Raw genomic sequence first — 11,969 nt, forward strand, 5'->3', positions numbered from 1 at the left:
GGGTGGGGGCCGCCGGTCTGTGCCGAGGGGGCATCGTAGCTGGCCTGGCGCCGGCGCGGCAACCAATTGCGTGGCCGCCCGGAGCGCAAGTGCGCTGCAGTTCCCCTTCATGGAGGCCGTGCGCGCGTTGCGTCACGTTGTGGCCGGGTGCCGTGCTTGCGCCGGGGCGGGCAGGCCACGGCGACTGGCGCGGACTTATCCGGCGACTGCCCCGACGGCCTTCGCCGGGCTCACCTGGACTTCCCAGGACACGCTGATATCGCCGTTGACGAAGGTCTGGCAGGCCATGCGGTAGCCTTCGCCAAACTGCGCCTCCGTCAGATGTTTGCGTTCCTTGGGCTTGATGGCGTCGGTGAACCCCAGTCCGCGTTCGATCTTGCACTTGCAGGTGCCGCACAGACCGCCGCCGCACTTGAAGGGGATGCCGCCTTTCTCGCGCAGGGAAACGCGCAGCAGGTTGCTGTTCTCGGGGGCGCTGACGACCTTGCCGCCGTTACTGACAAAGGTGATTTCAATCATGGAAACGATCCGATTGCATGAGGGGGCTGCCCGGCGCTGTGCCGGCCATACTCGGTTTATTCAGCGCGCGTTATTCACGCCTTACCAGTGAGATGTCCATGCTGCCGAAGGTGGCCAGGCGCTTGAGCTCGTCGCGGGCTTCCTGCAGCGTGTCGAACTTGTCGAGGAATTTCGAGGGCACGTAATTGATGGCCGGCGCCTGCCGGCTGGCGGCATCGGCATCCTGGCTGGATTCCTCGATCACCTTCACCTTGACCGGGTACGCCATTTCGGCGATGACGAAGTGCGCGGTCTTGCGGCCGTAGAAGAGATAGTCGTATGCCTCGACGGCCACCAGCCCCTCGACCAGTTCGGTCCTGAATTGCCCCGGTTTGCTGCTGAGTATCACGTACATGACTGCGCTGCCTGGTGGTTGCTGGTGTTACTGCGGACTGGCCGCGATGCTGGCTTGCGCAACGTTCGCTACGCTGCTCGCCGTGGCGTTCTCCACTGGCAACTCGTCCTGGCTGAGTTCGATGTCGTGCTCCAGCCAGATCTGGCAGGTCAGGCGATAGCCCTGTTCCAGCCGCTCGCCTAGTTGCTTCTTTTCCTTCCAGTTCGGCGGCGGCAGGTGCTCGCCGCCGGCGATCACGCGGCAGGCGCACTTGGAGCATTTGCCCATGCCGCACTCGTAGCGCAGGTTCGGATAGGGAAACTGCTTGATCCCCGCGCGCACCACCAGGTTGGTGCTGGGCTTGACCTCGTCCTCGAAGGTCTGGCCGTTCTTGTGAAATACGACTTTCGGCATACAACGTTTCCGCAAGCGGTCTGTGAGGGGGCGGCCGGTGCAATGGGCCCGGCCGCGCTTTATTGCGCGCTCTGGCGGCCGCCTCAGGCGGCCATGCCGAGTTCAGGCAGGGAGATCTCCTGGGCGACGTAGTCGTGATAGAGCGCGGTGGTGTAGAGCAGGCGCATCTGTGCGCCGATCTCGCAGATTTTCAGGCAGCGCTGCTGCAGTTCGGGCGTGTCGGCGTGTTCCAGCACGATCTGGTAGCCGCGTTCGCCGTGGATTTCATCGGAGACGATGTGCAGGTCGAAGAATTCGACTTCCTCGTCGGTGAAGCCGTATTTGTCGCGCAGGGTCGGGGTCTGCTTGCGGTAGATCGACGGCACCTGGGACTCCAGGCCGACCACCAGGCCGGCGACGGCGACGATCGGGTCTTCGCGCATGGCCACGGCGTAGCACCAGCTTTGCAGGCCACGGGTGGTGGCGGACATATTGTCGGGGTCGATCACACGCTCGCGGGTGGTGCCGCAGGCTTCAGCAAAGCGGATCAGCAGGTCGGTATGGCGGTCGCCGCCGATTTCTTCCTCATACATATTGGCCAGCAGGAAGTCCTTGGCTTCGGTGAAGCGGTCGGGGGTGCGGGCGTAGATGTAGGCGAGGTAGTCGGCGAAGGGGCCGACGTAGTGGTAATGGTTCTCGGCCCAGCGCGCGAGGTGGTCGCGGGAGAGCTTGCCGCTGGCCCAGGCCACGCTGAAGGGGGCCTTGTTGGCGCTCTTGCCCTTGATGGCGTTTTCAAGGGCGGCACGGAAATCATCACGGTTCATCAGTTCGGCCATTTTGGGGGGGCTCCTGTGGGCAACGAGTTCAAGGTTTGGGGACTGCGTGGCGTGGTCCGGGGGTCAGGGCCGCAGAAACCAGCCGCATCCGGAATCTCTGTGAATATTGTATACTATCTACAGTTCTGCGAAAGGGGTTTTGAGCCAAACTTGCCAAGGCGAGCATTCGCGCACCCGGCCTTGCGCTCACGCGGCTCTGGCTTCACCCGCCGCGGCGATCTGCCTGTAGGCGAAGCCCGCCAGCGCCACGTCTTCCAGCCCGACCCCCACCGACTTGTAGATCAGGATGTCGGCGTTGCTGCCGCGCGGCTGTACGCGGCCGGTGACCACATCGGCCAGTTCGACGACCTTGTCGTCGGGTAGCGCGGCCGGATCGGCCAGCACGATATCGCCGGCTTCGCGCATCGATTGCGGGCGCCATTCCACCACTAGCTTGCTGGCGCGCGAGAGCGCCACATCGTCCAGTTCGCGAGTGTGCGGCAGGCTCGATCCGATCGCCGCGACAAAGGCGCCGGGCTTGAGTGCTTGGCCGGAGAACAGCGGCGTAGTGGAGCGTGACGCGGTGACCACGATGTCGGCTTGCGCCACAGCCTGGTCCGGTTCGGCGAAGGCGACGGGGATGCCGCACCACTGCGCCAGGCGTTCGGGCGTGGCGGCGTCCGCATACGGGTCGGACAGCAGGATGCGCTTGAGTGGCAGGGTGGCGGCCAGTTGGCGGGCATGTTGCACGCCTTGCGTGCCGGCGCCGAACAGTGCGAGCACTTCCGCGTCCGGCCGGGCCAGGTGGCGGGCGGCCAACACCGAGCAGGCCGCGGTGCGCAGCCGGGTAATGGCGCCCGCATCGAAGGAGGCCAGCGGCCGGCCGTCCTCCGTCGAGAAAATCAGGATGACAAAGGAAAACTGCCCCTTGATGGTGGTGTAGACCTTGGCGCCCGCCACCTGCTGCTCGGGAATCACCGCCCCGAGCGTGGACAGCTTGACGCCGCCCGCCTCGGTGCGGATGCGCTCCTGCATGGCAGCCTTGCCTTCGCCAAAGCTGCGGAAGGCGTCCAGCATCACTTGCTGGGCGTCGGCGGCGCTGACGTGGCGGTCGATCATCTCGTCGGTGATATGCAACATGGTGTGTTTCCTGGATTAGCGGGAACGGAGGGGAGATTCCGGGTGCGGGGTTTCAGGCGGGCAGGGCAAGCTTGACCAGCACGCCGATCGCGCCGGCGGTGCACAGCGCCAGCAGCAGCTTGCGCACGGCCTTGGCCGAGTAGCGGTTCTTGAGGCGGTTCGAGACGGCAAAGCCGATCAGCAGCATGGGCGACAGGCTCAGGCTGAGCCAGAGGTCGCTCAGCCCAAAGCGGCCGGCGGCGGACAGCATGGCCAGCGAGAAGGCCGCACCGGCGCAAAGGATGCAGCCAATGGTGGCGCGCAACTGCGGCGGCGGCAGATGCTGCATGACGATGGCAAAGGGCGGGGCGCCAGCCGAAGTGACAGTGCCCATGAAGCCTGAAGCCGCGCCGGCGACGGCCATGTTCAGCCCGGAAGCCTGCACCCGCCAGCCCCGCAGGCTGAGCGCCACCGCGGCCAGGATCGACAGCGCGAACACCAGCGCCAGCAGTTCCGCCGGCAATTGCGTCATCGCAGCGACTGCCACCACCGTGCCGGCGGCGCGGCCCAGAAGGGCATTGGCCGCCGTGCGCCAGGCAATGGCACGGAACTCGCGTAGCGCACCAAGCAAGGAGACGAGGCCACCCATGGCGAGCAAGGGGCCGGGTGCCAGTTGCGGGAAGAACAGCACCGCGACCGGCGCCGACACCATGGAGAAGCCGATCCCGCCTACGCCCTGCAGGCAGGCGCCCACCAGGATCAGGGCGCCCATCATGCCGAATTGCCAGGCCGTTACGCCGGCGGGAAGGAGGATGGAAATCGTCATGTATGTCTTGTGTGACGCCTGCGGAATGGATCGGTTGGGAGCGTCTGCACGCCGCTGCCCGCGAATTTATTGGTATACAGTCTACATAAATTAAGGCAAAAAGGCATCCATTGCGGATTTCCTGTCAACACCGGCTCCCAAAAGGTGCCTGAAATCCCGCTTATGGCGCTGAAATATAAGGGTTTGCACCGGTTTGGGGGGATTCCCTACCCCAATAAGATTCTGCTTGTTTTGATCTAAGTTAAGAATATAGTATACGTTAATGGGGCAGCCATAGCCCCAGACACGATGGTCTCTACAGATAAAGATCCAAGGGGAATTCATGCAACAGGAAGTGGTGATTGGCGCGGCACACTGGATCTACCTATTGGGCGTGGCGGTGATCGTCCTGACCATGATCCTGCGGGCCAACGTGGTCGTACCGTCGATTCTTGGTACGTTCCTGGTGGTGTTCGCACTGACCGGCAGCCCGGTCTCTGCACTGGGAGGGGTTTTTTCGGCAAGCCTGGTGGCGGCCAAGGAGTTGTTCAACATCTTCCTGGTCATCGCCTTCATGACAGCGCTGCTCAATTCGCTGAAGACGCTGCGCTCGGATATCCGGATGGTCGAGCCGTTCCGGCTAGTGATGAAGAACGGCCATTCCGCCTTCTTTATCCTGGCTGGCATTACCTATGTGATTTCGCTGTTTTTCTGGCCCACGCCGGCGGTGCCGCTGGTTTCCGCCATCCTGCTGCCGGCCGCGATCGCCGCCGGACTGCCGCCGCTGGCGGGCGCCATGGCCATTGCCATAGCCGGGCAGGGCATGGCGCTGTCGTCGGATTATGTGATCGGCGTGGCGCCGGGCATCAGCGCCAAAGCCGCCGGCGCGGCGGTCAGTGCGGTGGTGGTGGCCGACCGTGCGCTGGTGCTGTCGATCATTACCGGCGTCATCGCGCTGACGCTGGCGTACCTGTCGATGCGCAAGCACATCGTGCCGGCCAGCGGCAGCCTGCTGACCAACTGGCAAGCCCGCGCAAGTGGCGCCAACGAGCGCTTCGAGCAGTCCGGCACCTTCGACAAGGCTGAGATCGCGCGCGGCACCGAACACGACGAGCCGTTGGCCACCGATTCCAATATCGAGCGAAGCCTGGCCATGGTGGCGTTGCGCCGGGTCAAGTGGTCGAAGTGCTTTGCCGTGGTGACGCCGCTCGCGTTCCTGGCGGTGGTAGCGGTGATGGTGGTGCCCAAGATGGGCAGCGGCCTGCCGGAACTCAAGGGCGGCGATGCTGCCGCGCTGGTTGGCGGGGTCGCGGCGGTGCTGATGATGCTGGCCACGCTGGCCGCCGAAGGCCCCCGCAAGATGCTCGACGTATGCCCGGAGCACATCACGGACGGCTTCGTCTTCGCCTTCAAGGCGATGGGCTCGGTGTTGCCGATTGCCGGCTTCTTCTTCGTCGGCGCCGGCGAGACCGCGGCGCAGATCCTGGGTGTCGGCGCCGGCAAGGCGCCCAGCCTGCTGTTCGAGCTGATCCAGGCGTACCAGCACATGATCCCGGACAACCACGTGCTGGTCGCCTTCGGTGTGCTGCTGGTGGGCATGATCACCGGCATCGACGGCTCCGGCTTCGCTGGCCTGCCGCTGACCGGCACGCTGGCCGGCGCGCTGGGTCCGGTGGTGGGCTTCGATTCCGCCACCCTGGCGGCAATCGGGCAGATGGGCGCGGTGTGGACGGGCGGCGGCACGCTGATCGCCTGGTCCTCGCTGATCGCGGTGGCCGGCTTTGCCCGCGTGCCGGTGCTCGACGCGGTGCGCGCCTTGCTGGTGCCGGTGCTGATCGGGCTGGGCGTATCCACCGTTTGCGCCATGTTCCTCTGGCGGTAGCGCCACCGCGCACGACGAAAAACGAGGCCTCCCAAAGCCTCGTTTTTTTATTCCCGAAAGAGTTGTATACCGTCCACACAAAAGCGGTAGATAGTATACAATAAGATTCAAGGTATCGGACTTACCGGGTTGGGCTGTCTAGCCCGCTCACCTCTCCGGACCACGCCACGCAGTCCCCAAACCTTGAACTCGTTGCCCACAGGAGCCCCCCCAAAATGGCCGAACTGATGAACCGTGATGATTTCCGTGCCGCCCTTGAAAACGCCATCAAGGGCAAGAGCGCCAACAAGGCCCCCTTCAGCGTGGCCTGGGCCAGCGGCAAGCTCTCCCGCGACCACCTCGCGCGCTGGGCCGAGAACCATTACCACTACGTCGGCCCCTTCGCCGACTACCTCGCCTACATCTACGCCCGCACCCCCGACCGCTTCACCGAAGCCAAGGACTTCCTGCTGGCCAATATGTATGAGGAAGAAATCGGCGGCGACCGCCATACCGACCTGCTGATCCGCTTTGCTGAAGCCTGCGGCACCACCCGCGAGCGTGTGATCGACCCCGACAATATGTCCGCCACCACCCGTGGCCTGCAAAGCTGGTGCTACGCCGTGGCCATGCGCGAAGACCCGATCGTCGCCGTCGCCGGCCTGGTGGTCGGCCTGGAGTCCCAGGTGCCGTCGATCTACCGCAAGCAGACCCCGACCCTGCGCGACAAATACGGCTTCACCGACGAGGAAGTCGAATTCTTCGACCTGCACATCGTCTCCGATGAAATCCACGGCGAACGCGGCTACCAGATCGTGCTGGAACACGCCGACACGCCCGAACTGCAGCAGCGCTGCCTGAAAATCTGCGAGATCGGCGCACAGATGCGCCTGCTCTACACCACCGCGCTCTATCACGACTACGTCGCCCAGGAGATCTCCCTGCCTGAACTCGGCATGGCCGCCTGATCCCGCCCCTGGACGGAAAAGCAGCATCGCATTGGCATTGGACGGTCCCGCCCGGGGCCCGACCGGATAAAGGCTTCGACATCATGGCAGTGGCAAAGACAGACGAATTCACCAACTACATCAACGGCGAGTGGTCGAAGAGCGCCAGCGGCCGCACCTTCGACAACGTCAACCCGGCCGACACCGGCGACATCGTGGGCCGCTTCCAGGCCTCGACGGCGCAAGACGCGCAGGCCGCCGTGGCCGCCGCCGCGGCCGCGTTCGACGCGTGGAAGAAGACGCCGATCACCAGGCGCGCCAGGATCCTCAATGGCGCCGCCGATTATCTCGAAGCACACGCCGACCAGATTGCCGAGGAACTTACGCGCGAAGAGGGCAAGGCGCTCAACCTGAGCAAGGACGAAGTCCTGCGCTCGGCGCAGACTATCCGCTTCTACGCGGTGGAGGGGCTGTCGTTCTCAGGTGAGACCTATCCCCAGGACGATCCCGACATGATCGTCTACAGCCAGCGCGAGCCGCTGGGCGTGGTGACGGTGATCTCGCCGTGGAATTTCCCGGTCTCGATTCCGGCGCGCAAGATTGCCCCGGCACTGATTGCCGGCAACACGGTGGTGTTCAAGCCCTCGTCGGATGCGCCGCTGAGCGGCTATCGGCTGGCGCAGGCTTTTGTCGAAGCCGGCATCCCCAAGGGCGTGCTCAACTTCATCACTGGCCGTGCCGGCGACGTGGGGGCGGCGATCACCGAAGCACCGGCGGTGCGGGCGATTTCCTTTACAGGCTCCACCGCGGCCGGCCAGCACATCCATCGCTCGGTGTCGCTGAGCACGCGCACGCAGATGGAGCTCGGCGGCAAGAACCCGCTGATCGTGATGGAAGACGCCGACCTGGACCGCGCCGTGGATCTCACCATCAAGGGCGGCCTGTCGCTGAGCGGACAAGCCTGCACCGGAACCAGCCGCGTGCTGGTGATGGCATCGGTCAAGGCAGCCTTTACCGAGAAGCTGCTGGCCAAGGTCAGGACGCTGAAGATCGGCAGCGGCATGACGCCGGGCATGGACGTCGGCCCGCTCGCCACGCGCAAGCAGCTCGAGACCGTGCTCGGCTTTGTCGAGGCCGGCAAGGCCGAAGCCACGCACCTGTGCGGCGGCGACCGTCTGGGCGGCGAGCAATACGACAAGGGCTTCTATGTCTCGCCGGCGATCTTCACGGACGTCACGCAGCAGATGCGCATTGCCCGCGAGGAAATCTTTGGGCCGGTGATCGCCATCATCGAAGCCAGCAGCTACGCCGACGCCATTACCAAGGCAAACGACACCGAATACGGTTTGTCGGCCGCCATCGTGACCAGCAACCCGCGTTATGCGCACGACTTCGCGCATGACATCCAGTCGGGCACGGTCAAGATCAACCGCACCACTACCGGCAACCTGATCAACGCGCCGTTCGGCGGGCTCAAGCAATCCAGCACCTCCACCTTCCGCGAGTCGGGCCGGGCAGGGCTGGAGTTCTACACGCAAATCAAGACCGTCTACCGCGGCTGCTGAACCAGCGCGCCCGCAAACCAACCGGCATTCACGCAGCATTCACGCATCAAGCAGGAGCAGGACATGAGAAAAGCCATCAAGCTGGAACTGAAGGAAGCCCGTCACATGGTGGCGGCAGCCATCCGCAAGTCCGAGGAAATCGGCGTGCTGGAATCAATCTGCGTGGTCGACGACGGCGGCTACCCGCTGGTGCTGGAGCGTATGGACGGCGCACGCATCACCGGCCCGCAGATTGCCTGGAACAAGGCCTTCACGGCCGCCGGCCACAAGCGCTCGACCCACCTGTTCAACCAGGCGCCGAACGGCCCCGCGCTGCCGGGCAATGAGGCCTTCGGCATCCAGTGGAGCTTCGAGGGCAAGTTCGCGGTGTTCGTGGGTGGCTTCCCGATCGTGGTCAACGGCGAAGTGATCGGCGGCATCGGCCTGAGCGGCGGCAATGGCGAGCAGGATACCGCCGCTGGCGTGGCAGCGCTGCAGGCCCTGCAGGAACTGCTTGCCGGCGACGACCTGAAGGTGCTGGCCGAAGCCGATATCAAGAAGTAAATCCAGAATCCAGCGACAGCCGGCAAATCACGCGACGCGAAGCGAGCCGTCAAGGTGTACCAGGCCGGATCCCGAGGGGGTGTCGCCCCATCCGGCGCGCCTTCTTTGCCTACTTTCTTGGCAAGCAAGACAAGAAAGTAGGTCGCCCCCCGCAGGGGGGGTGAAACTGCCTTTGACATTAGGTTTTAGGTTTTAGGTTTCGAAGTCCATATCCCCACGCATTCCGAGTCAGCCATGTCCTACCGCATCCATCTCCTCGAATCCCAGCAATCGTTCGAAGCCGGCGCCGGCGAAACGGTGCTGGACGGCGCCCTGCGCGCCAATGTGCAGATGGCGCACGACTGCCGCTTCGGCGGCTGCGCCACGTGCCGCGTCAGGCTGGTCGAAGGCGCGGTGGCCTATGACGAGTACCCCATGGGCCTGACCCCGGAAGAAGAGGCCGAAGGCTTTGCGCTGGCATGCCAGGCCCGGCCCACCAGCGACCTGGTGATCAGCACAGCGCGGCCTGGCGAGCCATGCGCCGAGCCCGCGCGGCACACCGCCGTGATCCGCAATATCGCGCCGCTCAGCGCCGACGTGGTGCACCTGACGTTGGAACTGCCGCAGGCGGAAACGCTCGACTACCGCCCCGGCCAGTACCTGAAGATCTTCACCGGCGACGGCATCGCGCGCAGCTTCTCGATGGCGTCGGTGCCCAGGGACCGCACGGTGGACCTGCACGTGCGCCGCATTCCCGGCGGCTACTTTACCGAACGCCTGCTGGCCAGCTTGCGCTCGGACGACCAGCTCGACGTGGAATTGCCTCTGGGCGGCTTCTATTTCCGCAAGGACGACTATCGTCCGCTGGTGATGGTGGCCACCGGCACCGGCCTCGCCCCGATCAAGAGCATCCTCGAATCGCTGATGGACGATCCGGACTGCCCGCCGGTCTCGCTGTACTGGGGCATGCGCACCGCGGCGGATCTCTACATGCACGAGCAGATCCAGGAGTGGGGCGCGCGTCTCTACGATTTCCAGTATGTACCGGTGCTGTCGCGCGCGGACGATGCATGGAGCGGACGGCGCGGCCACGTGCAGCACGCCGTCGCCGCCGATCTGCCGGACCTGTCCGAACATGCGATCTACCTGTGCGGCTCGCCGGACATGATCCGCGACGCGCGCGAGACTTTCCTCGCGCTCGGTGCCAGCGGCGCGCATATCTACGCGGACAGCTTCACCTTCCAACGCAGCTGAACCCTTGCGCGCATGGCGGGCCAGGCGCTCGCCATGCCGCGCGGCCATATGACGAACATGTCCGACCAATCCGGCAGTGTTCCACCGGGCGCCAATCCGGCGTTCTCCGGCAATAACCTCGGCGCGCGCCATTCACCACTGTTCGCGCAGGTAACCGACACGCTGCGCCAGCGCATCGTCGGCGGCGTCTACCGCCAGGGCGACCGGCTGGTGGAGCACACACTGTCGGCCGAGCTGGGCGTGTCGCGCGTGCCGGTGCGCGAAGCGCTGCGCGCGCTGGCGGCCGAAGGGCTGGTCAGCATCGAGCCGCGCCGCGGCGCCTCGGTGGCTTGCCTGTCGGAGCATGTCGCCAGGGAAATGGTCGAAGTGCGCGCCACCCTAGAGGGCCTCAACGCCAGGCTGGCCGCGCAGCGGCGCGACCCGCGGCTGGTCGCCGAGTTGCAGGAGGTCCTGCGCCAGGGCAGCGCGGCCGCCAGCGAGGACGAGGCCGAGCGCCTGCTCGCGCTCAACTTCCGTTTTCATGAAGTGCTGGGCACCATCGCCGCCAACAGCGTGCTGCAAGATATGATGCGCTCGTTGCGTGAGCGCACCGGGCTGGTATTTGCGCCGGCCCACCACCTGCGCGCCCAGCAGAACTGGGACGAGCACGCGCAGATCCTAAGGGCAGTGATTGCCGGCGATGCCGATCTTGCATCGCTGCTGGCCACGCGGCACGTCTATAGCGCCGCGGAGTCGGCGACGCCCGCCGGCGGCTAGTCAGCCCCTCAGCCGTGCAGCGCGGCGGCGATGGCGTGGTCGAGATGCTCCATTCCGAAGGTCACGTCCTGTATCACCCCGTTGACGAAGAAGGCCGGCGTGCCGCGCACATGGCTGGCGATGCCGCTCTGTTGGTGCTCGCGGACGCGCTGGAGGTAGGAGTGGGACTTCATGTCGTAGTCATAGCGCTCAAGATCCAGTTCCAGCGCGGCGGCGTACTGCCGCAAGGCCGCGGGCTTGAGTCCGTGATGCTGCTCGAACATTTGCTGGTGCATAGGCCAGAACTTGTGCTGGGCCCCGGCCGCCTCGGCCGCTTCGGCGGCGCTCTCGGCCTGCGGGTGCCAGGCGGCCAGCGGGAAATGGCGGTACACAAAGCGAACGCGGTCGTGGTAACGGCTGAGCAGGATCTTCACGCCGCCATAGGCCAGGTGGCAATACTGGCATTCGAAGTCACCGTACTCGACCACCGTGACGTGGGCCGCTGCGCGCCCCAGTACGTGATCGGTCTGGTTAACGGGAGTCGACAGCATGGGATTCTCCTTCCGGGATTGGCGTGTCTGGACTGGCTTGCGGCAGCGCCTTCATTGCCTTCATCGCCTTCAGCGGCGTTGCCGCGCGTTGGCCGACGCTCTTCAAGGGATGAACAGCTTGTCGATATAGCACCATCGCCAGGATTCGCCCGGCTCGAACGACTGGATCACCGGATGCTCGGTGGCGAGGAAATGCCGGGTGGCATGCCGGTTGGGGGAATCGTCGCAGCAGCCGACGTGGCCGCAGCACAGGCACAGGCGCAAGTGCACCCATTCGTCGCCGCTGCGCAGGCATTCCTCGCAGCCGCTTGCGCTCGGAGTGACAGGGTGGCTCAGCGCAAGATGCGGACACGCCGTCGTCATCGCGAATCTCCCTCGTTGACGCAGGCCCGGCAAGCCCGTGCCGCGCGGCACGGGGACATCCCAGGGTCTTTCATTGTAGGCGGCGCGGGTGCGAAGGGAAGGGCGGCGCCGTCGCGCGGCGCGCTGTCGTCGCCTAGACTCAAGCGG

The 11,969-nt window shown here is 65.1% G+C and carries 14 protein-coding genes; 6 read left to right on the plus strand and 8 right to left on the minus strand.

The features are described 5' to 3' along the window. Positions 1-195 precede the first annotated feature (195 nt). The 6 genes from ACZY0R_RS15350 to ACZY0R_RS15375 all read right to left on the minus strand — a co-directional run bounded on the left by ACZY0R_RS15350 (position 196) and on the right by ACZY0R_RS15375 (position 4,045). Complete coding sequence (locus ACZY0R_RS15350; protein WP_488859719.1) at positions 196-528, minus strand: 2Fe-2S iron-sulfur cluster-binding protein; 333 nt, start codon at positions 526-528, stop codon at positions 196-198. Between the two features lie 61 nt (positions 529-589). After that, positions 590-913: a ferredoxin gene (locus tag ACZY0R_RS15355; RefSeq protein ID WP_488859202.1), complete on the minus strand. Its 324-nt coding sequence runs from the start codon at positions 911-913 to the stop codon at positions 590-592. A 27-nt stretch (positions 914-940) separates the two neighbouring features. After that, entirely contained in the window at positions 941-1,306 is a 366-nt protein-coding gene (locus ACZY0R_RS15360) for a 2Fe-2S iron-sulfur cluster-binding protein (protein WP_488859203.1), read from the minus strand. Positions 1,307-1,389: 83 nt separating this feature from the next. Beyond that, the gene (locus ACZY0R_RS15365) at positions 1,390-2,121 is read right to left on the minus strand and encodes an iron-containing redox enzyme family protein (protein ID WP_045243251.1); all 732 of its coding nucleotides are present in this window, start codon (positions 2,119-2,121) and stop codon (positions 1,390-1,392) included. A 186-nt stretch (positions 2,122-2,307) separates the two neighbouring features. Further along, complete coding sequence (locus tag ACZY0R_RS15370) at positions 2,308-3,240, minus strand: ornithine cyclodeaminase family protein (protein WP_488859204.1); 933 nt, start codon at positions 3,238-3,240, stop codon at positions 2,308-2,310. 52 nt (positions 3,241-3,292) lie between these two features. Beyond that, complete coding sequence (locus tag ACZY0R_RS15375; RefSeq protein WP_488859205.1) at positions 3,293-4,045, minus strand: sulfite exporter TauE/SafE family protein; 753 nt, start codon at positions 4,043-4,045, stop codon at positions 3,293-3,295. Positions 4,046-4,367: 322 nt separating this feature from the next. On the opposite strand from ACZY0R_RS15375, the gene ACZY0R_RS15380 reads away from it, so the two are divergent. From ACZY0R_RS15380 to ACZY0R_RS15405, 6 genes are all read left to right on the plus strand, one after another. Beyond that, positions 4,368-5,906 carry a hypothetical protein gene (locus tag ACZY0R_RS15380; RefSeq protein ID WP_488859206.1) on the plus strand — a complete coding sequence of 513 codons (1,539 nt, stop codon included), beginning with the start codon at positions 4,368-4,370 and terminating at the stop codon, positions 5,904-5,906. Between the two features lie 215 nt (positions 5,907-6,121). Continuing rightward, complete coding sequence (locus ACZY0R_RS15385; protein ID WP_045243251.1) at positions 6,122-6,853, plus strand: iron-containing redox enzyme family protein; 732 nt, start codon at positions 6,122-6,124, stop codon at positions 6,851-6,853. 83 nt (positions 6,854-6,936) lie between these two features. Continuing rightward, a complete protein-coding gene (locus ACZY0R_RS15390; protein WP_488859207.1) occupies positions 6,937-8,397 on the plus strand; it encodes an aldehyde dehydrogenase family protein in 1,461 nt (486 codons plus the stop codon). A gap of 63 nt (positions 8,398-8,460) precedes the next feature. Continuing rightward, positions 8,461-8,940 carry a GlcG/HbpS family heme-binding protein gene (locus ACZY0R_RS15395; protein WP_035867076.1) on the plus strand — a complete coding sequence of 160 codons (480 nt, stop codon included), beginning with the start codon at positions 8,461-8,463 and terminating at the stop codon, positions 8,938-8,940. A gap of 234 nt (positions 8,941-9,174) precedes the next feature. After that, entirely contained in the window at positions 9,175-10,173 is a 999-nt protein-coding gene (locus ACZY0R_RS15400; protein WP_488859208.1) for a 2Fe-2S iron-sulfur cluster-binding protein, read from the plus strand. A 57-nt stretch (positions 10,174-10,230) separates the two neighbouring features. Then, on the plus strand, positions 10,231-10,929 hold the full coding sequence (locus ACZY0R_RS15405; protein WP_488859209.1) for a GntR family transcriptional regulator: 699 nt from the start codon (positions 10,231-10,233) through the stop codon (positions 10,927-10,929). 8 nt (positions 10,930-10,937) lie between these two features. Here the strand turns inward: ACZY0R_RS15405 and ACZY0R_RS15410 are convergent, their stop codons facing one another. After that, positions 10,938-11,459 carry a DsbA family protein gene (locus tag ACZY0R_RS15410; protein ID WP_488859210.1) on the minus strand — a complete coding sequence of 174 codons (522 nt, stop codon included), beginning with the start codon at positions 11,457-11,459 and terminating at the stop codon, positions 10,938-10,940. 102 nt (positions 11,460-11,561) lie between these two features. After that, positions 11,562-11,822 carry a UBP-type zinc finger domain-containing protein gene (locus ACZY0R_RS15415; protein WP_035859954.1) on the minus strand — a complete coding sequence of 87 codons (261 nt, stop codon included), beginning with the start codon at positions 11,820-11,822 and terminating at the stop codon, positions 11,562-11,564. Between the last annotated feature and the right edge of the window lie 147 nt (positions 11,823-11,969).

The sequence above is a fragment of the Cupriavidus sp. F041 genome, assembly GCF_057814235.1.

Excerpts from the sequence above, each read along its gene's own strand:
- ACZY0R_RS15355 (WP_488859202.1), bottom strand. The coding sequence starts at position 913 with ATGTACGTGATACTCAGCAGCAAACCGGGGCAATTCAGGACCGAACTG.
- ACZY0R_RS15360 (WP_488859203.1), bottom strand. The coding sequence starts at position 1,306 with ATGCCGAAAGTCGTATTTCACAAGAACGGCCAGACCTTCGAGGACGAG.
- ACZY0R_RS15365 (WP_045243251.1), bottom strand. The coding sequence starts at position 2,121 with ATGGCCGAACTGATGAACCGTGATGATTTCCGTGCCGCCCTTGAAAAC.
- ACZY0R_RS15370 (WP_488859204.1), bottom strand. The coding sequence starts at position 3,240 with ATGTTGCATATCACCGACGAGATGATCGACCGCCACGTCAGCGCCGCC.
- ACZY0R_RS15375 (WP_488859205.1), bottom strand. The coding sequence starts at position 4,045 with ATGACGATTTCCATCCTCCTTCCCGCCGGCGTAACGGCCTGGCAATTC.
- ACZY0R_RS15380 (WP_488859206.1), top strand. The coding sequence starts at position 4,368 with ATGCAACAGGAAGTGGTGATTGGCGCGGCACACTGGATCTACCTATTG.
- ACZY0R_RS15385 (WP_045243251.1), top strand. The coding sequence starts at position 6,122 with ATGGCCGAACTGATGAACCGTGATGATTTCCGTGCCGCCCTTGAAAAC.
- ACZY0R_RS15390 (WP_488859207.1), top strand. The coding sequence starts at position 6,937 with ATGGCAGTGGCAAAGACAGACGAATTCACCAACTACATCAACGGCGAG.
- ACZY0R_RS15395 (WP_035867076.1), top strand. The coding sequence starts at position 8,461 with ATGAGAAAAGCCATCAAGCTGGAACTGAAGGAAGCCCGTCACATGGTG.
- ACZY0R_RS15400 (WP_488859208.1), top strand. The coding sequence starts at position 9,175 with ATGTCCTACCGCATCCATCTCCTCGAATCCCAGCAATCGTTCGAAGCC.
- ACZY0R_RS15405 (WP_488859209.1), top strand. The coding sequence starts at position 10,231 with ATGTCCGACCAATCCGGCAGTGTTCCACCGGGCGCCAATCCGGCGTTC.
- ACZY0R_RS15410 (WP_488859210.1), bottom strand. The coding sequence starts at position 11,459 with ATGCTGTCGACTCCCGTTAACCAGACCGATCACGTACTGGGGCGCGCA.
- ACZY0R_RS15415 (WP_035859954.1), bottom strand. The coding sequence starts at position 11,822 with ATGACGACGGCGTGTCCGCATCTTGCGCTGAGCCACCCTGTCACTCCG.